Origin of the sequence: Rhizobium sp. BK212 (assembly GCF_014197475.1) — a bacterium.
GTDB classification, from domain to species: domain Bacteria; phylum Pseudomonadota; class Alphaproteobacteria; order Rhizobiales; family Rhizobiaceae; genus Rhizobium; species Rhizobium anhuiense.
Window position 1 is genome coordinate 814,583 of sequence record NZ_JACIFS010000002.1, and the last position, 26,676, is coordinate 841,258.

Genomic DNA, 26,676 nt, shown 5'->3' on the forward strand with positions numbered 1-26,676 from the left:
CCACACGGCCAAGCAGAAAGTAACATATTGATAAATATAGATTTTTAATAGATTTCCGCGGGTTGAACCGACAAACCCGGCCAGCAACATTCGCTCTATCATTTCGAACGTCGGCATATGGGCTCGCCCTCGCCGCTTGAAATACCGACGCAAAATCCGCGACGTAGGAAGCATCGGCCGTCTTTGGCGAGTGTCCCGAAACGAAACAATAGATATGCCCGAGCGTAGTCGAAAATCCCTGTTTCAATACGCCGGATCCTCGACGACATGCTTAACCTGTGTCGAAATGGTCTCACCTCGGCAGCGAATTAACCGTTCATAAAGCATTTGCTTGCTCAACTTATAATTTGTGTCATGGTCACTGTAAGTAGTGAGGGAGCCGACCTGATGAGTGATATAGCATCGCAGATTCCGGAATTTGGTTACGATGAGCGCGTGATGATCTGCCGGAAGCAGATCGAGAAGGCGGTCTATCAGTTCATTGCAAATACCAAGGTCGACGGATGCGATCCGGCGGAAGTGGCAATGGCCATCGCAGACATTGCCGACGATTACATTTTGCTGCTGGCTCAGAAGCGCAATTTGACCCACTGAAAGCAGGGATCGGCCGGCAAGCGGCCGATGTCCAGAGCACAAGTGAAACCCGAAATCGCCGCCGCTTCCCTGCCGGGAGGCAACGTCAGCGAAGGCGCTTACCCCTCGCTTCGAAGCCATCCGTGAGATGGATATCGAACAGCTTCTAAACCAAGCGCCAGCGGCCGGAAACGAGCCGGCCTTCCCCAACCTAAAATCGACATTAAGCGCCGAAGCATGGCCCCGTACCGGGCGTCGGCTTCAGCGCGTTGCCCCACGGCGGTTGAAACAAGCGGATCCGTTCGATTGACGGTTGCCCGATTGCGCAAGCGCACAAAATAACCCCGAAAATCGAAGCCGATTTTCGGGGTTATGCGCGGGTTTGAAAGCGGTGGAGTTTCTTCAGCCCGTCCGATCGGACGCGCCGTACTAATGACTTCTCACACTCACTTGCGGAACCGGAGAACTTAATTCAGCCAGTTCCCTGGTCAAACCCTCCCCCACCTCCTGCTTGACGGCCTCAAGCGCCAGGTCGAGGCAATTCGTTGCGAATTGCAGTTTGACATCCTGAGCGACCTGTCGCGCATAGGCAATCATTCGCGCCAATGCGACAAGCTCCTCCAGACCGTCTTCCGCCCCTTGGTCTGCGTCTATCTTGACAACCGATGTCACGCCCATGCCCATTTCTCCAACGAATTGAAGGCATGATACGCGCGCAAACGTGATCGAGCCCGTGAAAAAAGCGTGACACAACCCCCGGTGACCATCGTCATCTTCGATTCACAATGCTGGGCGTGTCCGGAACGGGGTTTCGTGCAGTGTCCAGGGCAGGTCGGCATTCGAACGACTGTCGCCGGCCTCCTGCACGGCTTTCAGCAATGCCAAGGCATCGATGCGCTTTTGATCGACGGCATTCGACAGAAGGGCCGCCAACAGTCGCGGACGATCCGGTTCGGTCAGCCCTGCGCATTGCTCGACGATCGCCCGCCATGTCCGTTTCTTGAAAAAGATCGCGCCTGCGGCATCGTCGAGCTCCCGGCGCAACCCGCTTGCCAGCAGTCCGCCATCCTCCATCGCATCGAGCGTTGCGCTGACATTGACGAGGGGCACCGTCAGCGGCTTGCTGCCAAGCGCGCTTGGCGCGTGCGTAAGTGCGACGGCGGCATCGTCAACCAACCGGCCACTGCGATAATCGTCGAAAATGCGACCGATCCCGACCATGCCGAACGAATGGCATTCGGCAGCCCGCAACGCGCCCATGCTTGCCGCCCCGAGAACCGCGACGCCCAGCGAAAGAGCATGGAGAATTTCCTTGTGCCAGACCGGCGCGGCATATTCGAAGCCGCCGTCGATCAGGCCGATGACATTGGCGCCCTGCTCCACCTGAGCCAGGACATCGCCTTGCGTGGCAGGCGGCATGACGCGGATCCCCTCGCCGGCCAGCGACGTCGCATCGGGAAGACTGGGGCCTGCGAAAATGATCTTCAAAAGCCTATCGCCCTGGCAAGCGCCCGCGTTCCAAACCGCCGGGCGCGCGCGCCCTCCGGACTTTCGAGTTCGGGGATGACAACCTTGACGACACTGAAGGGAAGCGCCTCATCGCTGAGGCGCACGGCAATCACCGAAGCGATCTGCCTCTGTCGCAGCGCATCGAGCACGTGCTGCAGCAGCTGCGCCAGATCCCATTGCCGAGATCCGGCCTCCCCACCGCTACCAATGGCGGCAACAGGCGGTGCGGCAACAGCATCGAAGGCCCGCCGCATCAGCGGCGGCAACGATCTTGAGAAAGTTGCAGGGGTAATATCGTCCCTGGCTCCGCTGATATAGGTCAGCCGGGATTGCACGGCCTCCGTCACCGCCCGAATGGCCGCGCGCACGGGGGACGGATGCGCGCCGGCGCCGCCGGTCACCTCGACGAGGCGAATGTCCCTGCCGCCGCCAATATCCCGCGGGCCCAGCATGGCGGTGAAACAGGGGATGCCGATATCGCTGGTGATATCGAAGAGCCTCAGTGCCAATCCCGATGCTTCGATCTTGTCGATCAGCTCGTCTAGGGCGCAATCCTCAAAGCCGCGGGGATCGACGCAGCCGGCATAACGATCCGCTTCCCCGCTCACCTGCCACAGCACATGGGCATCACGCTCGATACGCTCAAGGACGCCGTGAAAGATTGCCTCCTCGACATTGTTTCCCGATGCCAGACCGTCCGAAGACATCCAGTATCGAGCGTCGCGTGTCCGGTCGAGCACCACCGCTTCAAAAGGGATATAAACCTCATCGCCGGTGAGGATATTGACGCCGGCAACCCATTCGGTCTCCTCGTCCGGTCCGAGATCGGATTTATGAAGAGCGGTCAGGCAGTTCAGCGTTTCGGCCTTGTGCCCCATCGCCTGCAGACGGGAAGCAGTGCCGCGGACGAGATCGACGGAGGGTTCGCCCGCAACCGCCCGCTCGAGCGCCTCCATGACGGTGGATACTTTGGCGTCGAGATCGGTCAGGCCCTTTCCCTGGGCAATCACGATCGACCGCGAATTCGGGGCGTATGCGCACCAGACGGGGATTCCGGTGTCATCCAGCCCGGTATGTCGCGCGATCCTGGTAATGCCGAACCTGGCCAAAAGAGGTTCGACGCGGGAAAGAGTTTCCCGCGGCGACATGCTTCTGTCGGAATATATCGACCGGTGCGTCAGAATGCCGGCTCAGCCGTCGACGTGACCGGAAAGGGCGACCTGCGCCGACGAAACGGCGACGCCGAGGTCGACGTTCTTTACGAATGTGCCGCCGGCTTTGCGCAGGCCGTTTGCGGTTGCCAAATCGCCCGTCGGATTGAGAGGCTTGACCGTGCCCGCATCGAGGTCGGCGAGCCAGAGACCTGCTTCGCCGGGTATTCCAATAATGACTGCCTTTGCCATGTAATGCCCCTAAGTGATTGTTAAAAACCAGCCCTCAACAGGCCCTCCCGATAAAGCTCCTTTTGCCATTGCTCCTTGAAGGGAACGATGGCGAGCCACTTCTCGACGTCGAACACCGGGTTGATGCTCTCGGCGCGCTGCCGATGGAAGAGCGCCCGTTTTCGATCGCCGATCATTGCGCAACTGGCCGCAGCGATGCGATGGGCCGGCGCTTTGTCTTTCATCGCCTCGACATAGGCAATGGCCTCCTCGTACTGTTCCAGAAAGAAGCTCGCTCCCGCAGCACACCAGAGATAGGCATCAGGCGCGATCGGATTGAGCGAAATCGCTCTCTGGATCTTGGCGAGCGCATCGCCCGGACGGGATGCATGCACGAGCGTGTCGGCATGGCTGTAGATGACGTCGGCAAAATGCGGGCTGAGCTCCTCCGCCAGATGAAGTGCGGCGACGCTGGCATCGACATCGCCGAGATAGAGTTTGGTGACGCCAAGCTCGCGATGGCCCGCCGCCGATGCCGGATCCCGCTCGATCGCCCGAAGCGCATTCTGCTCTGCCAGATGCAGCAGCTCATTGTTCCCCTGCGCCGTCACAAGCCATTCGCTGGTGAAGGTTCTCGCCAGTCCGGTAAACGATGGAGAGAAATCCGCCTTATGCGACAGCGACTGCTTGAAAGCCTTCCGTGCCCGGCGGATATGCGGCAATGTTAGCTTGCTCATCAGGCTCGAGCCGACGAGATAAGCGTGATAGGCCTCAGGGTTGGCTTCGAAGCGTAAGCGCTCTTCCTCCTTTTCAGCCAGTTCGCGGGCCACCGACAAGGTCAACTGCTGCGCGATCAGCCGTCTCTGCCGCGGCAGCGTATCAGGCGTCATCGCAAAGCGATGGGCCCAGATGATCTCGTCCGTGGGGAAGTAAATCAGCTGCGCGAACAATCCTTCGTCGGAGAACCGCGTATCCAGGAGATAGGCGATCGAATGGCGGGCGACGACGGTCGCCTTCTCGGAATCCCGGCGGATTTGTCCGGCCGTATGCGGCGCAACGATGGAAATGTTTCGAAGCGCGCAGAGTTCGATCGTGACGTCTTCGATCAGGGCGCTTGCAAGCGCCAGCCCGGCATCTGCGTGTTTCGATGTCGGAGGAAGCAACACCAGCCGAGGCAGGATCAGCGGCAGCGATATGCGTTCGATATCGGCAGAGGTCGCGCCACCGGCCTCGGAGCGCTTCACCTCGACCCTTGCAGGGCCATTGCCGCTTGGCAATCTCTCGCCGAACGATGAACCGCCCGATAGCTGTTGCAGCAAGGCTCGGACCTGCTCGTCGTTCGGATCCCGTTCGAGGATCTGCAGAGCGGCGCTCGAAATGATGCGCGCAGCGCCCGGCTTCTCTACATCAGGCAGCGCATCCAGCAATGCTTGCCGCAGTTGCAGCGCCTGAGCGTCCCGTTGCGCCCTCATCCAGGTATCTATCAGCTTTGTCGCTGGTTTGATATTTCCGATGAAGCCGCGCTGGGTCAGTTCGGCGATCGCATTCAGCCGCTCCAGCGGCGGACCGGCGGTGCGAAAGACATCCAGATCGCTGGAAACCGCCTGCGTGTTGAGACGAACCGCGGTGGCGGTGAAATCGAAGGGTATTTCGGCCCGCCCGCCGTCCGTCTCGCGGATGCGGGAAATCAGTTTGCGCAGATTGAGCCGCGCCAGTTCGGCTTCGACATCGCTCCATAGAAACTGCGCCAATTCATACCGGCTGAGCTCATGGCTCGCACCCGCGTAGAGATGGGCCATCATCAACAGGCCCTTGATCGGATAGCGAACCGGGTCGCCATTCGCGTCGATCAACCGTAGATCGCCGAACGTCTGCAAATGAAGCAAGGTGCACCTTCAGCCGTTCACAACCGGATCCTGCAACTCACCGTCGATGTCAGTCAATCCCGCGACCGCCAGGCTTTTGGCCAATGCTACCAGCTTTTGCCTGATATTCGGGTCCTCGATGGCGATGAACGCCTTGTTGAGCGCCAGCCCCTCCTTCGAGGACAAAAACTTGTTCAACTCGCTCGTCTCGCCCTCGATCGGTCCAGCGCCGCCGTTCTCGAAGAAAAAGCCGACGGGCACGCGAAGAATCTCCGATATGCGCTGAAGACGGCTGGCGCCGATTCTATTCGTTCCCTTTTCGTATTTCTGGATCTGCTGGAAGGTAATGCCCAGAAGTTCGGCCAAACCGTGCTGGGTCATCCCGAGCGTCTTTCGCCGAACTCTCACGCGATTGCCAACATAGACGTCGATAGAATTCGGCGATTTAGCCTTCATGTGAATAAGTCTCCCGCTTTATCAGCATGCCAGCTGTATAATGGAGAGTTTAAACAAGAATGCAACTAAAAGTAAATATTTCGTAAGGATTTTTTTCAGCATCACACACAGTAAAAAACAACCTGTGGATTATTACAGCGGGCGCCGCTTGGCGCGGATATGCGCTGCGCTCTATCGCCCATTTCGCGGGAACGAATGCTCTCTGGGAGATGCGCCACTGCGACGCCGCCGCCAAAGAGGTTTTTGAGCGACGGCGATCATCGACTTGGCGAAAACAGGAATCCTTCCGACATATTTAAAACGAATATTGTCGAAGCCGGCATCCAGCAGCAGCGTGCTCAATGTGCTTTTCGACCAGAACTTGATATCACCATGTTCCTTCAACGGCATGAAATGGTCGTCCATTTTCCCCAGCGCAGCCAGGGCAAGATTCTTCAGGTAACCATGATAGGGCGTCGACATGACTGCGATACCGCCCGGCTTCACGAGATCGTACACCGTCGAGATGAATGCCTTCGGATCGTAGACATGCTCCACCACCTCAAGGCTGATCAGGGCATTGAATGTGCCATATTCCCTGGAAAGGTCGTCATAGGCCGAGCCGACATTCAACGGCAGGTCGGGATAATTGACATTGGCCTTGGCGATGCCGTCGCTGGAAGGATCGACGCCGACGACATAATACCCATGTCGCGCAAGAGCCGCTGCTGCGCCGCCGGTGCCACATCCCAAATCAAAGACGTCGTTTTCTGCAGAACCTTCGAAATGGCTCTCCAGCACGTCGAGCACGGAAGGCAAGATGTAGGAATGCGCGGTTGTCGGCTTGGCGTGAATATAGGTGGTTGCGTCTAGCTCGACGGACATGCCCCTCCCCCTCGGCGATTGCGCGGCAGACCCTATCCAGGAATACGTCGAAAATTTGATTAAACCTGACCAGCAACCGACAGACAATAATAATAGTCAAATTATAATCTAAAGCTTTATAATAAAAAACAAAACCTATACGCGATAAAGGAATTTACAACGCAGAATAGGCAAAAACAATTATAAGTAATATTTACCTAAACTAGGTTATACATAAATAAACGCCCAACATCCGAAATAACGCTAAAAATCCGTGGGGTTGCCAAGAAAACAAAACGATACAATCGCTTCGAGGTCATCCTGGTATCCATCCCTGCAATTGCAGGGCTGCATTGAAGATTGTCGCGTGTGACGGTGTTGAAGCGTCCCTGCCGAAATCTGCAGCCCTCCCCTGATGCCGGCCCTTAAAGTGCCCAATTGCCGACACGAAGCCAAAGATATTTAACGGATGAATGTATACTGCTTGATTTAGACAGCCGATCGAAACCCTTCTCGCGTGCCGGAGAAGACAAGCTTGCCCGATAATTCGTCGTCCGCATATGCGAAACAGCCGTTGGGGAAACCGCGGGTTCCCGTGGTCTTCTGGTTGCTGCTGACGATTTCCCTCTCGCTAATCATGGGAACGGTGCTTCTTTCCAACGACATGAAACACTTGAAGACGGTCGGCCATTATTTTGGCTACGATCTCTTTCCTCCTGAGGTTAGGCCTCCGCCCAAAGCCCTTCCCCGCCCGAAACCACCTGTCACCTTCACGCTTCCCGTGCATCTCATCGAACCACCGGCGGCGCAGACCGCGTCGACTTTTCTACGGACATGGCGGATATCCGGCGCCGCAATGTGCGCGGCGCTGCGCGATGCCGGTATAGAAACCAGCGATTGGGCGGCGGCTAGCTTCAACGCCGATACGTTCGAATGCTTTTTTGAGCACAGCGGCAAGCGACAGAAGGACCAGCTCCCGAACTCTATCTTTGTGATCGTTCGGGGTGACGCCGCTGGCACGATCAACAATATGCGCGTGAAAATCATCAATCCCGAGACGGATCAAAATGGCCAGCTCGATCCCGGCATTCTGCAAATCTTCCAAATCATGCTGCGGCAGCCGCAATGGCTCGATTTTCACGAGACGCTCGACGCGATCAAGAATCTGAAGGACATCAAGGAAGACGGCTTCGGAGCGAGCATCAGCTTCACCCGCGAGGTGCTCAATCCCGGGAATTATAATTTTACACTGTCGTTGGATGCCACTTCAGGACCTCAGAAAAGAACGAGAAATTACTTTTCGAGCAAAATATGGCTTCCATCGCCGGACCCCGCAGCCGAGATCGGCAGCGAGCAACCCGAATCGGTCTCCAAGCCACCCGATGCCGAGGCGCCGGCAGAGAGCCGTGAACATCCGCATTAGAGCGCTGATCACGCCATGTAACTTGCATCGTCGTGATGTCTGGCCAGAAGCCTGTAAAGCTCTTTCAAACTGTCCGCACTCGGCCGTTCGGGGCTGTCCCCACCCGCCAGACGCCAGACACGCTCGACATTGAGATCCTGCGTGACTTGCGCAAGATCTTCGTTCAGCGAGCGGATGACGATCTCCGACCGACGCAGCCGCCACGACATTCTGACGACCGCTGCAGAGAGGAGGAAAATGATGCCGATGACGCCGAGAACAAGGGCCATGAACTGCCAGTCATCGAGAAGGGATAGAGCGTTTCGTGCAGTCGCCATAAAAAAAACGGCATTATGAAATGCCATAGAAAAACAGCTCATCAGATAGCTAAACCAATCTTCCATCACGAACGCCCTCTGCAAAGATTCATATCTTGGAGCATTCGGAAAAGTCTATCAGATACTGACAATATCCCCTGCGGCGAAAGTATATTTTAGGTTGCATTACTCTACTCAATTGAACGCGAACCCCGCGATGGATCATTGCCGACGCGCCCGGCCCTTCAACTTCCACAGCGGACATGAAAAAAGCCAACAGTGAGAGATAGAATGAATAGAAGACGTTTCCTCGCCTCGGTTCCGCTCGCTCTGTTATATGCCAGGGCGGGCCACGCCTTTGCACAGGTGCCTCCGGCTGCAGGGCTACGCGCCCTTGCCGACAGGAAGTCGTTCCGATTCGGATCGGCAATCGATCTGCAAAACATCGGCGATCCAATCGCTTCGGAGATCTACATCGACAACGTCAATTCAATAACGCCGCGAAACGAGCTGAAGTGGAATGCCACGGAAAAGAGACCCGGTGTTTTCAGCTTCGGCAGCGCCGACCGTATGGTTGCATTTGCACGCAAAAACAACATGAGGGTTTATGGACATACGTTGATCTGGTATCGCGTCCCGGAGTGGGTGTCTGATATCACGGATGCAAAGACCATTCAGGCGACCATGAACCGTCATATAAAACAGGTTGTCACTCGCTATAAGAACTCGATCGATGCTTGGGATGTGGTGAACGAGCCGTTGGAGTATGACGCACCGGACCTGCGGGATTGTGTTTTCCGACGCCTTCTTGGCGATGAATATATCCGCATGAGTTTCGACATGGCGCACCAGGCCAATCCCGACGCGACGCTGGTGCTCAACGAAACGCATCTGGAGAAAAAATCCGACGTGTTCGACCAGAAGCGCGCGCGGATCCTGAAAATCGTCGAGGATCTCGTCGCGAAAAAAACGCCGATCAATGCGGTCGGGCTGCAGGCGCATTTCCGCCCCGGCCTCGACCGGATCGATCCGGAGGGAATGGGGCGCTTCTGTGCGGCGCTGAAGGAGATGGGAATCGGCGTTTTCATTACCGAGCTCGATGCCTCCTGCCACTTCCTGAACCGCGACAAAGGCTTCACGCCGGCGTCCTACGCCGATATTTTCAGCGACGTGATCACCGTGGCGGCTGAGCATGGCGACTTGAAAGGCGTGACAGTATGGGGCATGTCGGAAAAATATGCCGATCGCGATGAGAAGGGGGCCGATCCCAATGCGGCTTGCACTAAGCGCGTTAATCTTTACGACGACAACAATACGCCGAGAAGTGCGATTGATGGTATCCGGCGGGCAATAGAGGCAATGTGATGCGCAAGACAACGGAGACGCGAACAGATTCATGAAAAAGGCCGTTATTTATGTGGAAAAATTTTTGCCTGCCAGCCAGGCATTTGTTCTCAACCAGGCAGTAGCGTTTCGTTCTTTCGAAGCTGAAATTCTTGCCGGCTCGCGCATTTCTTCGGCCCATACAAAAAAATCCACTGTTCCGGTTCATGACATCCGTCGATCCCCCGTTGCGCGAGTCGGTGAATTGCTTCTGAAAATCCCGCAGATCGGCCTTCCCTTCCTCTTTCCTGCGATCGGCAAAGCCGATCTCGTTCACGCCCATTTCGGCAAGAACGGTTATGTCATCGGTCCCTTGGCGCGCGCCGCCGGCAAGCCGCTGGTCACGACGTTCCACGGCTTCGACGCCACCTATGGCGGCGATCCGAAAAAGCCGGGCGGCTTCAATCAGGTGCGCTTCTTCGCCAAAGGCCGAAGCGAGATGGCCGGCTGGAACAGCTGGAACATCGCCGTTTCCGATTTCATCCGCGACCGGCTGCTGGCGCTCGGCTTTCGCGCCGAGCGCGTCTATCGCCATCATATCGGCATCGACCTCGACCTCTTCAAAATGGAGCCTCGTCCGCGAAAAAAAGGGCTCGTGGTTTCCATTGCCCGTTTCGTCGACTACAAGGGCCATCGTTTCATGATCGATGCGCTTTCGCGCGTGGCTGCCGCCGGTACCCCGGTCGAATTCGTCATGGTCGGCCAGGGTCCGTTGAAGGAGGAAATCGAAGCACTGGCACGTCGTTCCTTGCCAAGCGTCACGATCCATGAAAATCTGTCGCAGACTGAGATAAGGGATCTGCTCGCCAGTGCGGAGCTTTATCTCCATGGAAGCGTGACCCTCGATAATGGTCACGCCGAAGCTTTCGGCCTCGCCAATCTCGAGGCGGAAGCCGTCGGGACTCCGGTCGTCGCATTTCGCTCGGGAGGCGTGGGCGAAGCGATCGAAGAGGGGAAAACTGGTTATCTCGTGGAGGAGCGGGATGTCGCGGGAATGGCGGAGGCGGTCGGAAGGCTGCTCAACGACCAGGCCTTGTGGACAGCCTTTAGCGCGCGGGCACCGCTTCTGGTGGCCGAGCGCTTCGACTTACGTCGTCAGACGGGGATGCTCGAGGACTATTACAGTTCCGTGCTAGACGAATTTGCCAGCCGGGGTCGGACTTGATGGTGCAGACAGGAAAAAAGCCGAAGTGGGGACTGAACGTATTTCGCCCGCTGCGGAACGGATTTGTGAAAGCCAAATGGCTCTATTATACGAAGTTCTGGGGAATGGACATCGATCCGACGGCCAGCTTTTCGTTGAGCGTGCGGTTCGACAAGACCAATCCGAAGGGATTGCATATCGGCGCGGAAACCTATGTCGCCTTTGAGGCGGCTATCCTGACCCACGATCTCACACGCGGGCTCTATCTTCACACGAGAATCGGCAAACGCTGCTTCATCGGCGCCCGCAGCATCATTCTGCCCGGCGTCGAGATCGGCGACGAATGCGTCATCGGCTCCGGCTCGGTGGTGACCAAGAGCGTTCCGCCGCGCTCGCTTGTCGCTGGCAACCCGGCCAAGATAATCCGCAGCGACATCAAGATCATTTCGCGTTACGGACGCATGGCCCGAGAAGACGACACGATCTCGCAGATCGTGACGCACTTGCCGACTGGAGAAGCACGATGAAGATGTTTGCCTACCGGGGGAAGCACGAGAATTTTGGCGACGAACTGAACCATTGGCTTTGGGAGCGTTTGCTTCCGGGCTTCTTCGACGAGGACGAAAGCCAGCTCTTTCTCGGCATCGGCTCGATCCTCTACGACAATTTCGATCCGAAGATGCAGAAGATCGTCTTCGGCTCGGGCTATGGCGGATACACCAACCCGCCGAAAGTCGACGGCAACTGGACGTTCTATTTCGTGCGCGGAAAGAAGACCGCGGAAATCCTCGGCATCGACCCGAGCTACGCGATCGGCGATTCGGGCATCCTCACGCGCAGCTGCTGGGATGCCAAAAGCATCGAGAAGCGTTATCCCGTCTCCTTCATGCCGCATTATGAAAGCGCCATGTACGGCAGCTGGGATAAAGTCTGCGATCTCGCCGGCATCCACTATATCGATCCCCGCTGGTCGGTGGAAAAGGTTCTAACCGAGATCAGCGCTTCGCATAAGGTCGTCTCCGAGGCGATGCATGGCTGCATCATATCCGATGCGCTCCGCGTTCCCTGGCGGGCGATCCGGCCGATCGCGCCGGGCAATCGCGCCAAGTGGTATGATTGGGCGAGTGCGCTCGACCTGGAGATCGATTTCGATCCGATCGGCCCGTCGAACCTGGTTGAAGCAGGAGCGTCGCTGGTGCGCAAGAACACCTACCTGTTGAAGAACATAACGTTCCGTCACCGCCGCATCCGGCAGCTGACCGGCAACTATGTGTTCGGCTCGACGGTCAAGACGCTGCAGCGGGTGGCCGAGAAGCCGGGACAGCTCAGCTCCGACGAGGCTATAGTAAGAGCGCACGAGAAAATGCTGGTCGAGCTGAACCGGCTGAAGCAAGATTTTTCCAAGAAGGCGGTAAGCGCCCTGTGATGTCGCAAAGCCGGTTCGTGACGAGGCAACAAAGCATGATGCTTTCCAACTCCATCAACACCCTTTGCTCCTGCAAGAGGGAGAAGAACTCGGGATGGGCGCGCAGCCCGCTTGGATGGTCGATGTCCTCGGCCTCAGGAGCCGTTCGCCCATGAGCAGTGTTACCGACCGACTGATTCAGGGCAGCATGTGGCTGAGTCTGTCCCGCGCCATCGTCAACGGACTTTCGGCACTCAGCACCTTTGTGCTCGCATGGTATCTCGTGCCGGCTGATTTTGGTCTCGTCGCCATTGCAACGACGATCCAGGTCATCTTGAGTTCGGTCACCGAACTCTCGCTCAATCAGGCGCTTATCCGCCACGAATCTCCAAGCGAAACGCATTTCAGCGCGGTGTGGACGTTGAGCGTGACGAGAAGCGCGGTATTGGCGCTGCTGTTTGCCGCCGCCTCCTATCCGATCGCCGAATTCTATAACGAGCCGCGGCTGACGAGCGTGATGCTTGCCTTGAGTTTCAGCCTGCTGCTCAGCGGGCTAGCCAATCCGCGCCGTGTCATGCTCCAGCGTGACCTGATCTTCTGGCAGGAATTCGTCCTCAACGTCTCGCAAAAGCTGGTCGGATTTGTCGTCACGGTAGGAATCGCGGCCATCTATCATAGCTATTGGGCGCTCGTTATCGGCACCCTCGCCTATCAGGTGACCAATATTATCGTTTCCTATACCGTCCTGCCGTTCTGGCCTCGCATCACCTTCCGTCATGCACGCGAATTGTTTTCGTTCTCGGTGTGGCTGACGGCCGGACAGATCGTCAACACGCTGAACTGGCGCATCGAATATCTGCTGATCGGCAAGATGCTGGGCGCCACGCAGCTTGGCCATTATACGGTCGGCAACACCCTGTCGACGCTGCCGACGCGCGAGGCGACGGCACCGTTGAACCAGACGATTTACCCTGGCTTTTCGAAGGTCCGCAACGACCCGGTCCGCCTGATCGCGGCCTATCAGCGCGCCCAGGCGCTTTTGGCGGCGGTGGCGCTTCCGGCGGGAATCGGCATGGCCGTCGTGGCCGATCCAATGATGCGGCTTGCCCTGGGAGAGAAGTGGGTTCCCGCGATCTTCATCGTCCAGGCGCTCGCATCGGTCTTCGCCCTGCAGACCCTGGGTTCGCTCGTGCAGCCGCTGGGCATGGCAAAGGGCCATACCAAGATGCTGTTCATCCGCGACACGCAGATGCTGGTGGTTCGCGTTCCCATCATCATCGCTGGTCTCATGATGGCCGGGCTTCCTGGCGTCGTTTATGCGCGCGTGTTGACGGGCCTGATTTCCACCGTGGTCAACATGCTTCTCGTCAAGCGCTTGATCAACCTGCCATTCTTCCAACAGCTCGGCGCCAACTTCCGCGCGCTTGCCAGCGTTGCCTTGATGGCAGCCGGCGTCCTAGGATTGTCGCATTTCCTCAGCATGCCTACTGATAAGCTGGGCTTGACCCTTCATCTGGCCATTCTGCTCATCACCGGCGGCATCATCTATATCGGTTCCAGCTTTGTCCTTTGGCTCGCGATGAACAAGCCAAACGGGCCGGAAACCGAAGTTCAGCGTATCTTTGTCAAGTTCCTGTCAAAAGCCAAACGTATTGCCGTAGCCAAGTCGGCCTGAAGCTAAACGAACACAAACAAGAGAGGCAGAATGACCAGCCAATCCAGATCGGAGCTGATCGCAAAACTCAATGGCATGATCCATGATTGCCTGAAGGACTATGTCTCGCGCGACGAACCGCTTGCGATTCTCGATTTTCCCGACATCCGCAATTGCGGCGACTCGGCAATCTGGCTGGGTGAGATGGCCTATCTCAAGGATCGCTTCGGCAAGCGCCCGGACTATGTTTCCAGGCTATACGACTTCTCTGCCGACGAACTGAAACGGCGGGTACCGACCGGCCCGATCTTCATTCACGGCGGCGGCAATTTCGGCGATATCTGGGTTGCCCACCAGGATTTTCGCGAAGCCATCATGGAGCGTTTTCCGGATCGGCAGATCATCCAGTTCCCGCAATCGATCCACTACAGCTCGTCTGAACGCATCGAGCAATCCAAACGGGCAATCGGGCGCCACAAGAATTTCGTGCTGCTTGTGCGCGACGAGGAATCGAAGGAGTTTTCCGAAAAACACTTCGACTGCGCCGTACGACTGTGCCCCGATATGGCTTTTGCCATCGGCCCGCTGCCGGAAAGGGCGACACAGATCCCCGTCCTCGCCATGTTGCGCGAGGATGCGGAACGGGTCGGCGGTACCGATCGCAAGATTCCTTCCGATATTCCTGTGGAAGACTGGATTACCGAGTCGAAACGGAAGGTCGATATCGCCAAGAGGTTGGGCGTAGCTTCGGCTTATCTCGCATTGAAGCCGAGCGAAGTTGCCTTGCGCAGGTTGGATGCTGCGGCACACAACCGCTTCGAGCGCGGCATCAGTCAGATTTCGCGTGCCCGCGCAATCGTGACCGATCGCCTGCACGTCCATATCTGCTCGCTGCTGCTCGGCCGCCCGCATGCCGTGCTTGATAACAGCTATGGAAAGATCCGCCGCTTCATGAATGCTTTCTCCGGCGGAACCGACCTTTCATATAAGGCAACCTCGCTCGAGGACGGAATCGAATGGGCGCGTGGTCAGGCGTCCAAGGGGCGTGCCGATCAAAAAGAAGCTGTGAGCTTGCGGGCTTAAGGGGGTCATTCGATGCCACTTGTCACCTTCATTATCCCGGTCCGACATCAGGACAATGCCCGTGATTGGAGCAGGCTGAAGGCGAACCTCAGCCAGACCGTGACCTCCATTTCCAACCAGACCAATGGAGATTGGCGCGGAATCATCGTCGCAAACGAAGGGGCCGACCTGCCCGATTTGCCGGAGAAATTTTCCGCGGTGCGCGTCACCTTTCCGCCGAACGACCTGCATGAGCTCGGAAAGGGCAGCAAGGAAGACTTCCTTGATGCGTTCCGGGCAGACAAAGGCCGTCGCGTACTCAGTGGCATGTTGAACGCCACCGACAGTCGTTTCTTCATGATTGTCGATGACGATGACTTCGTCAGCTCCAGGATCGTTCAGCACGTATCCGATCATCGGGACGCCAACGGATGGACGATCGACCACGGTTACATCTGGGACGATGGCGGCAATTTCCTGTTTGGCCATGACGACTTCAGCCATCTCTGCGGTACCTCGTTGATCATTCGTGCCGATCTCTATGAACTGCCGGAACGCTTTGAGGATGCTTCGCTCGACTGGATCAAGTCGATGCTCGGCAGCCATGTCCGCATTGCGAACATCCTTGCCCAACGCGGAGCGCCGCTCACGAAGCTTCCCTTTCGTGGGGCGGTCTATCGGGTTGCCCATGGCGGATCGCATAGCCAGGCACCGAGCCTGCTACGACAGTATTTCCTGAACCGCGGCGTGCTGACCAAACCACGGCGGTGGTTGCGCAATCTTCGTAAGCTGAGGGTGCTCGGTGAAAGTCATAGGCGCGAGTTTTTCGGCAAGACGCGGTCGAACCCCGCGTAAGGAATCAATCCCGTTCGAACATCGCACAGGCAGTCAAAATATGACGCTTTTCTCTTTCGACTTCACCAAGAGGGTTGGTAACTGATGTCGGATCTATTCGTCAGCGTGCTCTTTGCATCCTACAATGGCGCCAGCCGCCGGCTGCGCCACATGTTGGATTCCTTGGTGCGCCAGGAGCTTCCCCATGACCGATGGGAATTGATTGCTGTCGACAACAACAGCAATGACGGCACCTTTGATCTTTTGAAATCGTATAGCGAGACGCTTCCAATCACCATCCTGCAGCAGCGCAAGCCGGGGAAATCCGGCGCGCTGAATTTGGGTCTGGATCGGGTAAAGGGAGATCTCGTTGTCTTTACGGACGACGACATACGCGCCGAACCGAACTGGCTGAAAGCGATCGTTGATTGCGCCATCGCTCATCCGGCCTACGGCGTTTTCGGAGGCCGTATCGTCCCCGATTGGGAGAAAGAACCGAAGGGCCGCTTTATCGACTGGATTCCGATGGGATCCACCTTCGCGATCGTCGACGAAACGCAAAGCGGACCGTGTGATCCGACGAAAGTCTGGGGTCCGAACACGATCATTCGGCGGGATCTGCTTGGAACGAGCGTGCGCTACCGGGAAGATATCGGTCCTCTTCCCGGAAAGATGTTCGCCATGGGTGAAGATGCGGAGATCATCATTCGCTTGGCGGCAAATGGTGCCAAATCCTATCGATGCGCCGAAGCTGTGGTCCATCACTGGATTCCGGCATCAAGTGTCACCGAGGATTGGGTACAGAAACGGGGCGAACGGCTCGGCTACGGCATGCCGGCACTCTTCCCGGACGAGGTTCCCGAAGGGATGAGGCTAAGTGGCGTTCCGCTGCAAACCTGGGTCGAAAGCGCGCAATGGGCTTGTCGGGCAGCCACGCTTTATCTCCTGCCGCAATCGAAGAAGCGTTTCTGGGCCATCTGGAAATATTACTACATGCGTGGTTATCGTGCCGGAATTCGCAGATACGCGCCCCAGACGCTGGCGCGGTGATCGATTGGTCCAGGAGACGATAATTTGAAACTCTCGGTGCTGATCAACAATTTCAATTATGGGCAGTTTTTGCGCCCATGCATCGACAGCGTTCTGTCGCAGAGCTACCCTGATTTCGAAGTGGTGGTGGTCGACGACGGGTCGACGGACGATTCCCGCGAGATCCTTGCTTCCTACGGGAAACAGATCCGGACCGTATTGAAGGAAAACGGCGGCCAGGCCTCGAGCTTCAATGCAGGCTTCGCGGCGGCAAGCGGCGACATCATCTTTCTCCTCGATGCCGACGATGCGTTTTTGCCCGGCAAGCTCGCGCGGATCACCGAGATCTACGATCGCAACGAGATCGACTGGTGCTTCGATCGGGTGACGACCAATGAAGGCGACCAGCCTCCTGCAGAACTGCAGGTGACGCTGTTCGACAAGCGGGAAACGCTTGGCAAAGGTGGCTTCCCCTCTCTTCCCGTTCCGACATCGGGCTTGAGCTTCCGCCGCGACCTGCTGCGCCAGATCCTGCCGATGTCCGCGGCGGATGGCGTCGTGCTCAGCGACAACTATCTCAAATTCGCCGCTGCCTTTCTCGGCCGCGGCGCCATCGTCGAAACGCCTCTGACATTCCAGCGCATTCATGCGTCGAACCGCTACACGGGCACAAGCAGGGCAAAAACGCTACGCCCGCAGATCATGATCGCGACCGGGCTGGAACTGGCGCGTCGCTATGATGGGCTGCAGGCGCTCGGCAAGAGCCTGGTCGCCGGCGGCATTGCCGAAACGACTTCGCTGCTGAAGCTTCGCAGCGAAGCACGCAACACGCTGGCCGGCGGTCCGTTCGGCGAGGATGCCGCAACCCAGGTGGCCTTGATGGCCGCGCGCAAGCGCTTGGGAAATATGCTGCGGAGAGGACGGTCATGAACCAGCAAGAAACCTTCCCGCATTCCTCCGTCGGCGCCGGTCAGGCAGGTGTTTCGCCGTTGAAGATCGCCGTCGGCGTGCTGACCTATCGGCGCCTGGACGGGATCGCCAAGCTGCTCGACGTGATGACGCGCCAGGTCAGGCATCCAGATCGTCCCTATCATCTCACCATGGTGATCGTGGACAATGATGCGACCGGCAGCGCAAAGGCGACAGTGGAGGGCTTTGGCCAGACAGGCGCCTACGACCTGATCTATGTCGTGGAACCGAACCAGGGCATACCCTTTGCGCGCAATCGCGCGCTGGATTCGGCGCCTCCAGGCACCGACCTCTTCTGCTTTCTCGATGATGACGAATGGCCGGTCGACGGCTGGCTGGACGCGATGCTGGAGACCCGGGAGAAAAACCGCGCAGATTGCGTCTACGGTCCGGTCCAACCGGTCTATCCGGAAAACCCGCCGGAATATTTCATCAGGGCAAGGGTGTTCGAGCGCAAGAAGAACACCGACGGTCAACGCATTTCCTATGCGGCCTCGAACAACGTCATGTTCGACTATCCGCTGATCCGCTCATGGAACCTGCGTTTTGAAGAGAAGATGCGCTTTACCGGGGGCACGGACTACCTTTTCTTCAACCAGGCCATCCGCCGGGGCATGCAGGTTTTCTGGGCTGACAAGGCACTTGTCTACGACATCGTGCCTGCGAACCGGATGACCTGGAAATGGGTGTTGCAAAGACAATACCGGCTCGGCAATACCTTCGCAGTCAGCGAAGTCCTGCACGGCAACCTGAAGCGCCGGATCTACCGCGCGGCCTATGGCGCCACGAGAGTCGTGCTTGGGTTGGTCATGCTGCCGGCGATCCTGATTTCCCCCTATTGGGGCATGCGTGCCCTCACCCATGTTCTGCGCGGCGCGGGCATGGTTAACGGGATTCTCGGACATGCATATCAGGAATATAGGCCCAATGCTGCTCACTGATATCGTATGCGGAGCGCGCTTGAGCGAGTTTTGGCCGTTATTCTGTTTCGGACGAAAACATCATGCGTAATTGGCGGTTTATCAACTTCAAGGCTTCAATCAACCGGGCCAAAAATGGTACACTTCCGCTGAACGATCGTGACACCACCGCTGTTCGAACAGAATGGTTTTTCGCTCTTATCATCGGTCAAATATAGGAGATGCCTGTCAATGACTGAGAAAAAATTGAAGGTTCTCGCAGCCTCGTCAGGAGGCGGCCACTGGGAGCAGCTGATGGCCATGCGCAGCGCATTCGAGGGCTGCGATATCATCTTTGCAACGACCATCCCCGGGCTGCTTGCCAAATACGACATTCGTGACGGTCTGGTGCTTCCCGATTGCAGCCGCGACTCGATTCCCATGTCGATCCGGTGTTTTTTCAGCGCCTTCTCGATCGTCCTCCGGCACAGGCCAGACGTTGTCATCTCGACCGGCGCCGCGCCCGGACTTTTTTGCCTGCTTGCCGGCAAATTGACAGGCAAGCGAACGATCTGGATCGACAGCGTCGCCAATGTCGAGAAGCTTTCCCTATCGGGTAAATTGGCCGGCCATATTGCGACACTCTGGCTCACGCAATGGCAGCATCTTTCACGGCCGGATGGTCCCCACTACGCAGGAGCTGTGCTTTGATCCTTGTCACCGTCGGAACGCAGCTGCCATTCGATCGCCTCGTCAAGGCTGTCGACACCTTCGCAAAGGATTTGTCCAAACCGGTTCTGGCACAGATCGGCAGAGGCAGCTACACGCCACAGAATATGAAGTGGATCAAGAATATCGAGCCGCAGGACTTCGACAGAGTCTTTCGCGATGCAACCATCATCGTTTCTCATGCCGGGATCGGCACCGTTCTGACGGCCAAGCGTTTTGGGAAACCGATCATTCTCGTCCCCCGGAAAGCGGCTCTCGGCGAGCACCGAAACGATCACCAGCTTGCCACGGTGAGCCAGCTTGCGGGCCGGCCGGGAATCTACGTCGCGCATAGCGATGACGATCTCAGAAACTATCTCCTCGAAGACCTGGATAGTCCGTCTCACGAAGACCCCTCGGAAGCCGGTCGGGCTTCGCTGGTCAGCTACCTGAAAAACTATATCGCAACGGCCTGAACCCGGCTGCAGTCACCGACGGTGACGGGCAAGTGAGGAATTTTCATTCTCCGCAATTGTTGCCAGCGATATGTTTGACAAGTTCAGGCGCGATGATCCTGGACGCGATGTCGGGCAGAGGATGCGAGCCATCAGGAATCGCCGCAGCCAGGTCATCCGGCGCAAGACGCTGCCAGTTGGGCCGGTGGTCGACAAACTCCAGACCCCGTTTTTGCGCCTCCGCCTGATGGGCCGAAATGTAGCTATCCACAAAGGGGCGGATCAGCCCACGTAATCCTGAAAACGGATTCATCGCCATGACGATGATCCGCGCTTGCGGCAGGCGCTGCCGAAGCTGGTCGAGAATGCCGCCTATATTCTTTCGGCTTTGTGCAAGCGACACGAACCGCTGCAATGACGCATCATTGGCGTAAAACTCGATGAGGATGATATCCGGCTGCTCGGCAACGACGCGATCAACTTGGGTAAGAGCCCATAGCGACGTCTCGCCGCTCTTTGCAACGCTGTCGACCTTCACGGGCCGGCGCAGACAGGCTGCAAGCTCGGCCTCCAAGGCGGGCTGCCATCCCCCGCGGGCCGTCAAGGATGTTCCGAAAGCCACTATTTTCAACGGCGCAAGACCCTCGGCATAACTGTTCCTGGTGATTGAAAACATCCCGAGGCAAGCCAAAAGCAAAACCAGCCCAGAAGCCCGTCGTCTCCGAATTCGCACTGTTCGCCAAAGCCGCAAACCAATCATCGGGAGACCCTGCAGCTGGCTTGAGACAATTTCGTGAAATGGCCGCTCATGCCTGTTCGATCGTGGCAAAATAACCAAACCCAAGCCTCGAGCATGTTCCGCAGAACTGTGCAGCGGTTACGATATCGACATGCATTAACATAAAGCGCGTCGCGAATCTGAAAGATTCTCGACACGCTTTAGCGGATGACAACGGCTACTTTGAAACGTTGGCGTTCTTGGCGATCCGATACGACCGCCAATCACTCCTCACGAAATACGTGCTGCATCTGATCGGTCAGCGGCTTCGTGAGATAGGAGATAACCGTCCTGTCGCCGATCTTGATAAAGACTTCAGCCGGCATGCCGGGATAGAGCTTTATTGACTTCAGCTTCGCGATGCTCGCAGCCTCCGGCTTGACGCGAAGAGGATAGTAGCTGATGCCGGTTCGTTCATCCTTGACGATATCAGGCGCAATGGAGGTGATCTCGCCACGCACATCGGGCGTCGTGCGCTGATCAAAGGCGCTGAATCGCACATCGACGAACTGGCCGACGTGAACCTGATCGATATCGCGAGTAGCGACTTTCGCCTCAACCGTAAGGTCGTCATTTTCAGGGACGACGAGCATCAGCGTCTGGCCCGGATCGATGACGCCATTGACCGTGTGGACCGAAAGTTCGTGAACCCGCCCGCTCAGCGGCGCGGTAATGTCGAGACGGCGGAGTTGGTCGACCGCGGCCCCACGGCGCTCTTCATTTTCGGCTATTTTCGCCTCGACGTCGGTCAGATCCTTTGCGATCTCCGAACGACGATCCTCGTCCAGCTGAATTGACTGACGATCGATCTCGATCGCCTTGCCTTCGGCTTCCGCCTTTGCGGCAATTTCCTGGCCACTATTGCCCTGGAGATCGGCGCGCGCGCGCTTGAGCTGATTCAAACGCTGAAGCGTTACGAGCCCCTTCTTGTAGAGAGTGTCGACTCCTTCGAGCTCCTCTTCGATCAAACCCAGGGAATCGTTGGTGGCATTGATCTGAACGACCAACCCTTTGACCTGCTCGGCCAGCTGATCCTTGCGCGACGCCAACTGGCTCTTCATTCCGATAAGCGCCGACCTGCGGCTGTCGAACAGTTTCCGCTCGCCATCGAGAAGATCCTGCGCGGCTGTGCCGGATGATGTCAGATCGCTGATGTTCTCCTGAACCTCGAACGAATCGGCGCCGATCCGTTCCGCCTTCAGACGGGCGCGGCGCGCATAGAGCTGGGCGAGCGTGCTTTCGACGATCGAAAGGTTCGCTCTCGTCGAGGTTCCATCGAGGCGTATCAGGACCTGCCCGGCCGACACGTGGTCATTTTCGGAGACCAGAAGTTCCGACACGATGCCGCCAGTCAGATGCTGGATTTTCTTGACATCGCCGTTGACGACAACCACGCCCTCGCCGATGACTGCGCTCGAAAGCTCTGTCGTCGCCGCCCAACCGCCAATGCCGCAAACGAGGGCTATCGACAATGCGCCGACAACCGCGACATGGCGATTAAGAGAGCGCCTGGATTCACTGATAAGCTTAGTCACAATCTTCCCTCCGGCCTATTCGGCCGCATTCATGCCGTCGACGACGACTTTGAGCTGAGCCACGCGCTCGGCAATCGGCGTGCGCGCCGTTTCCGGTCGGCTAACCCGCGCCATAACTTCCTCTTTGGGACCGAATGCGATCATCCGGCCGTCCTGCATCATCAGCACGAAGTCGCAGACCGCCAGAACGCCGGATCGATGCGCGATGACGACGACGATGCCGCCGCGTGCACGCACGCTCATGATCGCGGCACTCAGCGCCCGCTCGCCTTCCTCGTCGAGATTGGAGTTGGGCTCGTCGAGCACGACGAGGAATGGTTCACCGTAAAGGGCTCTTGCAAGTGCGATACGCTGCCTCTGGCCGGCGGAAAGCGCAGCACCGCCTTCGCCGATCTCGGTTTCATAACCATTCGGCAGACGAAGAATGAGATCGTGAACACGCGCCGCCCGCGCCGCGGCAACCACCGCCTCAGGTGACATTTCCTTCGCAAAACGGCAGATATTCTGCGCGACGGTTCCTGAGAAAAGCTCTACGTCCTGTGGGAGATAACCGATATGCCGGCCAAGTGCGTCGCCATCCCATTGGTCGAGTGCTGCGCCATCGAGACGAATGGATCCTCTGACGGTTGGCCAAATACCCATCATCGCCCGAGCCAGGGACGACTTGCCCGAGGCGCTGTAACCGATGATTCCAAGCGCGCTTCCTGCCCTCAGGCCGAAGCTGACATCGGAAATGACGAGGCGCTGGCCCGCCGGCGGCCCGCTTGCTACCCCCTCGACCGTGACCTGCTTGGTCGGAGCCGCAAGCGCAAGCGGAGTCGGAATCTCCGGAATTGTCTTCAACAGGTTCGACAGCCGCGCCCAACTCTGCTGGGCGGAAACGAAACCGCGCCAATTTCCGATCGCCGCTTCCACAGGCGCCAGAGCCCGAGACGTCAAGATCGAACCCGCAATGATAATGCCCGAGGACGCCTGCCCCTGGATGACCAGGATCGCACCGGTCGCGAGCGTTCCCGATTGCAGGGCAATACGGAAAATCTTCGACAGCGTAGCATAGCCGTTGCCGACATCCGAAGCTTGCCGGGTGATGCTGCGATATTCCGCGTTTTTGCGATCCCAGATTTCACCCATGGTGCCGGCCATGCCCATGGCATGAATGACCTCCGAGTTACGGATCGAGCTCTGCGCAAAGGCATTTCGCATATTGGCGGCTTCGGATTGCTGTTTTGAGAGCGTACGCGTTCCCTGGTTGGTCATGAACGTCAGGATGGCGAGAACCAGCGATCCGCCGATCGCGATATATCCGATCGCCGGATGGAACAGGAAACAGATCACAATATAGAACGGAAGCCAGGGCAGATCGAACATCGCCGTCGGGCCCATGCCGGACAGGAAGGTTCTGATCTGGTCGAAGTCGCGCAATGGCTGAAGCCCGTCCCCGCCGATTTTGACCTTCAATGGCGCCTTGATGAGCGCCCGGAACACACGTCCGTTAGTCATCTCGTCGAGTGCGCCGGCAACGCGCACGAGCATCCTGCTGCGCAGGACTTCGAACGCCCCCTGAAACGCGTAGAGAGCGAGCGCAAGTATTGCCAAAGCAGCCAGCGTCGGTATGCTTTTACTGGGTATGACGCGGTCATACACCTCAAGCATAAAGAACGAACTTGTAAGATAAAGGATATTGACAAGCGCGCTTGCTATACCAATGAAGACAAGCCCTCCCTTGCACTTCCGCAAGGCTTTGGATGGCTCGTTGACATCCGCTGCTGAACTCTGAAACACGAAATAATCCCTCTCTTACTGCATCGCACACAAGCAAATATGCGAGCGCGCACTGCAGCTACGGGTCCATCAAGCCCGATCAATCACACGACTGCCTTTGGATCCCGGCGTCGGCGCCGAACTCCGCTTGCAAGCCCATAGCTTATTGCATGAATCCAACCGAAAAGTGACCAAATATTCCAATTTATAGCGAGCGATTTCAGGGATTCTAGCCTAACGCTACGCTAAATACACCGGCCAAAGCAAGTGAAAATCGCAAACCGCCCAATAACGGCTCAGAAAGATGAACGTGTCGCGCGCATAGACCGGATGTTTACTAGGCTATTAACTATAAATTCGACCTATAGTTTATTCTTCTGATGAACGGCGGAAATCTTTTGTCATCGATCACCCACCCGATTCCCACGCTGGGCACCAATTCGTCATCGAGCTTTCCAGCCGGAGAAATTCGGCCGGCCGGAAGGTGACCGGCATTTTCCAGGCATGGGTCAGGTTCAGATCAGCAGGTGCGAGACCTGGCTGCTATGGAACGCATCCACGTTGATCGCGATGCTCAACGAGTCCGTATCGATGTGGGAAGCACCATCGGAAATCTTGTACTGGAAGGATTCGCTGACTTTTCCGCTAAGGCTGGCGAGTTTAGCGGCATCGACCGTATAGGTGAAGTCGCCATCGCTGTCGACATGGATGACTCCGTATTTCCCGGTCAGCGTCAGGCCATGCTTGTCCACCGCGCTGTCACCGAAGCGCCGCAGCAGCACGATCCCGTTGACGGCACTGTCGTTCTCAAGGAGATTGCCGTGATAGGCGCTGCCGGTATCGGCCGAGATCTTCAGGCTGTCATGGACCGCGACAATCTTCGGAACGACGGCCGCAGCCACCGTCGCGGTAGGCGTTTCGGTCGTAGCCGGCGGGGTGCTTGTCTGCGGCTGCGCCGGCACTTCCACATGCTGCTCGACGACGGGCGCTGCGGGCGTCTGCTCATTGTTCGATGACGTATTGCTGCTTGTGCTGCCAGCGGCGCTGTCGAGCTCGGCCTGCGCTTGTTCGAGCGTTTTGTTTTCGCCGATCGAGAACGTGTTCTGAGCAGCAATTGCTGCCGGCATCGTCAACGTCGAGACCAAGCTGTCGATGATATTGTCATAGAAGGACCCTGATGCAGGCCTGTCAACCTTCAGCGCTGACGAAGACAGGTCGTCAAAGACATTGTCATGGATATCGATGTTCTCACGGATATAGCTGGGATTGCCAGCGGCGCTGACGAGGACGCCATACACGCCGCCATGTACATAATTTCCGCTGATATCATAGTTCTTGGCGTCACCCTGATCGCCAAGGCCGATGCCGTAGGACCAGCTATAACCGCCGTATCCCGAGATATCATTGTCATGGATGGCGATGTTCGTGCCTGCCTGAGCACTCAACCCAAAGCCGCCGCCGACCAGCGTGTTGCCCTCGACCACGGCATTTACAGCCCGAACCAGCACGAGGACACCCTTGGCGCTGTTGGTCTCCGTCTGCTCCAGATGATTGTCCTTGACCAGGATATTGCTGCTGTTGTTGAGTTGGATGGCGTCTGCTGCTGCACCCTGGCTGTTGGTGACGGTATTGTTGATCAGGGTGACACCGTTGACCTTGTCCATCCAAATGCCATCGGCATGTACGCCGGTCAGGGTGCTGTTCTCAATCGTGATGTTTTGGCTGCTTTGGAAGCTGATCGAGCCGGGCTTTCCAGCAAGGCCCGTATTGGTCACCTCGACGTTGCGCACCGTCCAGTTCGACACATTCCCTGCATATATCGCATTGGCGCCGGTATCGGCGATCTTGATATTCTCGATGACGATATTCGAAGCCTTGGAACCGTGGATGCCATCATTGCTGCTGTGAATGACCGGCGCATCGCCGATACCGTAGCTGCCGATCGTGATCGGAGCGGCAATGCTGCCTGAATATTTCAGGTCGAACTGTTCATTAAATACGCTTCCGGCAGCAAGCAGCACGCTGTCGCCGGGGTTCAACCTCAAGGATTCGACGGCAGACAACGTCGCAAAAGCTGAACTCTCGCTGGTTCCGTTATTGTGGTCGGACCCTGTTGCTGAATTCACGTAATAGACGGTCATGTTGCGATCTCCCGGCGCTGATGGAAATCTTTTAAGCGGGGACCTCTCTCCGTCGGCTAAAATGAAACACTAAAATGCCGGACATTCCGCAATAATTCTTGATCTCTGAAGAATAGACATTTTCACGCGATACATATTTCGCATTGCAGAAAATTTGTACCGTATAGCGCACCTCGGTTACTCAGGCATCTGAGTGAACCAAGTTTACTTTCCAACTTACGAAGCGCTGGCAGAATGGAATTTCTGCCGATACCTGATCTCTCGTGATAAACGGATATGACGGGGAAGTGACAGCACATAACCCGACGCACTGCGCAGTTGCAATAATGGCACAAACAACGAAAAACTGAGAATTAAACAATAGCTCAATCTGGTTAGACGAAATATGACATTCATACCAAGAATCATATCGCGCTCCGATAAGTTGCTCCCCAATAAAGATTCTTGCATCAGGAAGAAATATGGAAATGAGACTATTATCCTATGCTCTCACTTATTATTAACGTAATATTTCTGAGGCCTTTCATCGTCTTATGCACATTTAAAGTGTGTCATTATTGCTCACCCCTCTC

The 26,676-nt window shown here is 57.0% G+C and carries 26 protein-coding genes; 14 read left to right on the forward strand and 12 right to left on the reverse strand.

Translation table 11 applies throughout. The features are described from left to right. Positions 1–387 precede the first annotated feature (387 nt). A complete protein-coding gene (locus tag FHT79_RS08955) occupies positions 388–594 on the forward strand; it encodes a hypothetical protein (RefSeq protein ID WP_028758125.1) in 207 nt (68 codons plus the stop codon). 408 nt (positions 595–1,002) lie between these two features. Here FHT79_RS08955 and FHT79_RS08960 read toward each other — a convergent pair whose 3' ends face one another. The 7 genes from FHT79_RS08960 to FHT79_RS08990 form a co-directional block, all read right to left on the reverse strand. Then, positions 1,003–1,251, reverse strand: coding sequence for a hypothetical protein (locus FHT79_RS08960; protein WP_028758126.1), 249 nt, complete (start codon positions 1,249–1,251; stop codon positions 1,003–1,005). A gap of 102 nt (positions 1,252–1,353) precedes the next feature. Continuing rightward, positions 1,354–2,061: a TfuA-like protein gene (locus FHT79_RS08965; RefSeq protein ID WP_028758127.1), complete on the reverse strand. Its 708-nt coding sequence runs from the start codon at positions 2,059–2,061 to the stop codon at positions 1,354–1,356. Continuing rightward, the gene (locus tag FHT79_RS08970; RefSeq protein ID WP_028758128.1) at positions 2,058–3,230 is read right to left on the reverse strand and encodes a YcaO-like family protein; all 1,173 of its coding nucleotides are present in this window, start codon (positions 3,228–3,230) and stop codon (positions 2,058–2,060) included. The genes FHT79_RS08965 and FHT79_RS08970 overlap by 4 nt, the downstream gene beginning before the upstream one ends. 42 nt (positions 3,231–3,272) lie before the next feature. Beyond that, positions 3,273–3,485: a hypothetical protein gene (locus FHT79_RS08975; RefSeq protein ID WP_028758129.1), complete on the reverse strand. Its 213-nt coding sequence runs from the start codon at positions 3,483–3,485 to the stop codon at positions 3,273–3,275. Positions 3,486–3,505: 20 nt separating this feature from the next. Next, positions 3,506–5,350: a peptide antibiotic resistance protein gene (locus FHT79_RS08980; RefSeq protein WP_028758130.1), complete on the reverse strand. Its 1,845-nt coding sequence runs from the start codon at positions 5,348–5,350 to the stop codon at positions 3,506–3,508. Positions 5,351–5,359: 9 nt separating this feature from the next. Further along, positions 5,360–5,785, reverse strand: coding sequence for a helix-turn-helix transcriptional regulator (locus FHT79_RS08985; RefSeq protein ID WP_028758131.1), 426 nt, complete (start codon positions 5,783–5,785; stop codon positions 5,360–5,362). Positions 5,786–5,956: 171 nt separating this feature from the next. Then, on the reverse strand, positions 5,957–6,649 hold the full coding sequence (locus FHT79_RS08990) for a class I SAM-dependent methyltransferase (protein WP_246713958.1): 693 nt from the start codon (positions 6,647–6,649) through the stop codon (positions 5,957–5,959). Positions 6,650–7,163: 514 nt separating this feature from the next. On the opposite strand from FHT79_RS08990, the gene FHT79_RS08995 reads away from it, so the two are divergent. Beyond that, positions 7,164–8,051, forward strand: a complete 888-nt coding sequence (locus tag FHT79_RS08995; protein ID WP_028758132.1) for a DUF6030 family protein — start codon at positions 7,164–7,166, stop codon at positions 8,049–8,051. A gap of 8 nt (positions 8,052–8,059) precedes the next feature. Here FHT79_RS08995 and FHT79_RS09000 read toward each other — a convergent pair whose 3' ends face one another. Further along, positions 8,060–8,434, reverse strand: coding sequence for a hypothetical protein (locus FHT79_RS09000; protein WP_028758133.1), 375 nt, complete (start codon positions 8,432–8,434; stop codon positions 8,060–8,062). 204 nt (positions 8,435–8,638) lie between these two features. Here FHT79_RS09000 and FHT79_RS09005 point away from each other — a divergent pair, with 204 nt between their 5' ends. From FHT79_RS09005 to FHT79_RS09060, 12 genes are all read left to right on the forward strand, one after another. Continuing rightward, positions 8,639–9,712: an endo-1,4-beta-xylanase gene (locus FHT79_RS09005; protein ID WP_028758134.1), complete on the forward strand. Its 1,074-nt coding sequence runs from the start codon at positions 8,639–8,641 to the stop codon at positions 9,710–9,712. Positions 9,713–9,743: 31 nt separating this feature from the next. Continuing rightward, positions 9,744–10,895, forward strand: coding sequence for a glycosyltransferase (locus FHT79_RS09010; RefSeq protein ID WP_028758135.1), 1,152 nt, complete (start codon positions 9,744–9,746; stop codon positions 10,893–10,895). Further along, on the forward strand, positions 10,895–11,401 hold the full coding sequence (locus tag FHT79_RS09015; RefSeq protein ID WP_028758136.1) for an acyltransferase: 507 nt from the start codon (positions 10,895–10,897) through the stop codon (positions 11,399–11,401). The genes FHT79_RS09010 and FHT79_RS09015 overlap by 1 nt, the downstream gene beginning before the upstream one ends. Continuing rightward, positions 11,398–12,300 carry an exopolysaccharide glucosyl ketal-pyruvate-transferase gene (pssM, locus tag FHT79_RS09020; protein WP_028758137.1) on the forward strand — a complete coding sequence of 301 codons (903 nt, stop codon included), beginning with the start codon at positions 11,398–11,400 and terminating at the stop codon, positions 12,298–12,300. The genes FHT79_RS09015 and pssM overlap by 4 nt, the downstream gene beginning before the upstream one ends. Positions 12,301–12,451: 151 nt before the next feature. Next, positions 12,452–13,954: a lipopolysaccharide biosynthesis protein gene (locus FHT79_RS09025; RefSeq protein ID WP_028758138.1), complete on the forward strand. Its 1,503-nt coding sequence runs from the start codon at positions 12,452–12,454 to the stop codon at positions 13,952–13,954. Between the two features lie 30 nt (positions 13,955–13,984). Next, positions 13,985–15,016 carry a polysaccharide pyruvyl transferase family protein gene (locus FHT79_RS09030; protein WP_183903278.1) on the forward strand — a complete coding sequence of 344 codons (1,032 nt, stop codon included), beginning with the start codon at positions 13,985–13,987 and terminating at the stop codon, positions 15,014–15,016. Positions 15,017–15,028: 12 nt separating this feature from the next. Next, positions 15,029–15,850, forward strand: coding sequence for a galactosyl transferase (locus tag FHT79_RS09035; RefSeq protein WP_028758140.1), 822 nt, complete (start codon positions 15,029–15,031; stop codon positions 15,848–15,850). Positions 15,851–15,934: 84 nt separating this feature from the next. Next, positions 15,935–16,879 (forward strand): glycosyltransferase family A protein, encoded by a 945-nt coding sequence (locus FHT79_RS09040; protein WP_028758141.1) that lies wholly within the window; start codon positions 15,935–15,937, stop codon positions 16,877–16,879. 24 nt (positions 16,880–16,903) lie between these two features. Continuing rightward, positions 16,904–17,788, forward strand: coding sequence for a glycosyltransferase family 2 protein (locus tag FHT79_RS09045; RefSeq protein WP_028758142.1), 885 nt, complete (start codon positions 16,904–16,906; stop codon positions 17,786–17,788). Continuing rightward, positions 17,785–18,768, forward strand: a complete 984-nt coding sequence (locus FHT79_RS09050; protein WP_028758143.1) for a glycosyltransferase family A protein — start codon at positions 17,785–17,787, stop codon at positions 18,766–18,768. The genes FHT79_RS09045 and FHT79_RS09050 overlap by 4 nt, the downstream gene beginning before the upstream one ends. A 210-nt stretch (positions 18,769–18,978) precedes the next feature. Beyond that, positions 18,979–19,437 (forward strand): glucuronosyltransferase, encoded by a 459-nt coding sequence (locus FHT79_RS09055; RefSeq protein WP_025554622.1) that lies wholly within the window; start codon positions 18,979–18,981, stop codon positions 19,435–19,437. Further along, positions 19,434–19,910 carry a glycosyltransferase gene (locus FHT79_RS09060; protein WP_025554624.1) on the forward strand — a complete coding sequence of 159 codons (477 nt, stop codon included), beginning with the start codon at positions 19,434–19,436 and terminating at the stop codon, positions 19,908–19,910. The genes FHT79_RS09055 and FHT79_RS09060 overlap by 4 nt, the downstream gene beginning before the upstream one ends. Positions 19,911–19,953: 43 nt before the next feature. On the opposite strand, the gene FHT79_RS09065 is transcribed toward FHT79_RS09060, so the two are convergent. The 4 genes from FHT79_RS09065 to FHT79_RS09080 all read right to left on the reverse strand — a co-directional run bounded on the left by FHT79_RS09065 (position 19,954) and on the right by FHT79_RS09080 (position 26,104). Next, the gene (locus FHT79_RS09065; RefSeq protein WP_028758144.1) at positions 19,954–20,649 is read right to left on the reverse strand and encodes an SGNH/GDSL hydrolase family protein; all 696 of its coding nucleotides are present in this window, start codon (positions 20,647–20,649) and stop codon (positions 19,954–19,956) included. 242 nt (positions 20,650–20,891) lie between these two features. Beyond that, positions 20,892–22,202: an HlyD family type I secretion periplasmic adaptor subunit gene (locus tag FHT79_RS09070; protein WP_025554628.1), complete on the reverse strand. Its 1,311-nt coding sequence runs from the start codon at positions 22,200–22,202 to the stop codon at positions 20,892–20,894. A gap of 15 nt (positions 22,203–22,217) precedes the next feature. After that, positions 22,218–23,984, reverse strand: coding sequence for a type I secretion system permease/ATPase (locus FHT79_RS09075; RefSeq protein WP_028758145.1), 1,767 nt, complete (start codon positions 23,982–23,984; stop codon positions 22,218–22,220). A 494-nt stretch (positions 23,985–24,478) separates the two neighbouring features. Then, a complete protein-coding gene (locus FHT79_RS09080) occupies positions 24,479–26,104 on the reverse strand; it encodes a right-handed parallel beta-helix repeat-containing protein (protein WP_183903279.1) in 1,626 nt (541 codons plus the stop codon). Positions 26,105–26,676: the final 572 nt, after the last annotated feature.

Bases quoted from the DNA above. Each gene is read 5' to 3' on its own strand.
- FHT79_RS09055 (WP_025554622.1), top strand. From the start codon at position 18,979: ATGACTGAGAAAAAATTGAAGGTTCTCGCAGCCTCGTCAGGAGGCGGC.
- FHT79_RS08990 (WP_246713958.1), bottom strand. From the start codon at position 6,649: ATGTCCGTCGAGCTAGACGCAACCACCTATATTCACGCCAAGCCGACA.
- FHT79_RS08960 (WP_028758126.1), bottom strand. From the start codon at position 1,251: ATGGGCGTGACATCGGTTGTCAAGATAGACGCAGACCAAGGGGCGGAA.
- FHT79_RS09065 (WP_028758144.1), bottom strand. From the start codon at position 20,649: ATGATTGGTTTGCGGCTTTGGCGAACAGTGCGAATTCGGAGACGACGG.
- FHT79_RS09040 (WP_028758141.1), top strand. From the start codon at position 15,935: ATGTCGGATCTATTCGTCAGCGTGCTCTTTGCATCCTACAATGGCGCC.
- FHT79_RS08970 (WP_028758128.1), bottom strand. From the start codon at position 3,230: ATGTCGCCGCGGGAAACTCTTTCCCGCGTCGAACCTCTTTTGGCCAGG.
- FHT79_RS08955 (WP_028758125.1), top strand. From the start codon at position 388: ATGAGTGATATAGCATCGCAGATTCCGGAATTTGGTTACGATGAGCGC.
- FHT79_RS09010 (WP_028758135.1), top strand. From the start codon at position 9,744: ATGAAAAAGGCCGTTATTTATGTGGAAAAATTTTTGCCTGCCAGCCAG.
- FHT79_RS09000 (WP_028758133.1), bottom strand. From the start codon at position 8,434: ATGGAAGATTGGTTTAGCTATCTGATGAGCTGTTTTTCTATGGCATTT.
- FHT79_RS09035 (WP_028758140.1), top strand. From the start codon at position 15,029: ATGCCACTTGTCACCTTCATTATCCCGGTCCGACATCAGGACAATGCC.
- FHT79_RS09030 (WP_183903278.1), top strand. From the start codon at position 13,985: ATGACCAGCCAATCCAGATCGGAGCTGATCGCAAAACTCAATGGCATG.
- FHT79_RS08975 (WP_028758129.1), bottom strand. From the start codon at position 3,485: ATGGCAAAGGCAGTCATTATTGGAATACCCGGCGAAGCAGGTCTCTGG.
- FHT79_RS09005 (WP_028758134.1), top strand. From the start codon at position 8,639: ATGAATAGAAGACGTTTCCTCGCCTCGGTTCCGCTCGCTCTGTTATAT.
- FHT79_RS09015 (WP_028758136.1), top strand. From the start codon at position 10,895: ATGGTGCAGACAGGAAAAAAGCCGAAGTGGGGACTGAACGTATTTCGC.
- FHT79_RS09050 (WP_028758143.1), top strand. From the start codon at position 17,785: ATGAACCAGCAAGAAACCTTCCCGCATTCCTCCGTCGGCGCCGGTCAG.
- pssM (WP_028758137.1), top strand. From the start codon at position 11,398: ATGAAGATGTTTGCCTACCGGGGGAAGCACGAGAATTTTGGCGACGAA.
- FHT79_RS09080 (WP_183903279.1), bottom strand. From the start codon at position 26,104: ATGACCGTCTATTACGTGAATTCAGCAACAGGGTCCGACCACAATAAC.
- FHT79_RS09025 (WP_028758138.1), top strand. From the start codon at position 12,452: ATGAGCAGTGTTACCGACCGACTGATTCAGGGCAGCATGTGGCTGAGT.
- FHT79_RS08985 (WP_028758131.1), bottom strand. From the start codon at position 5,785: ATGAAGGCTAAATCGCCGAATTCTATCGACGTCTATGTTGGCAATCGC.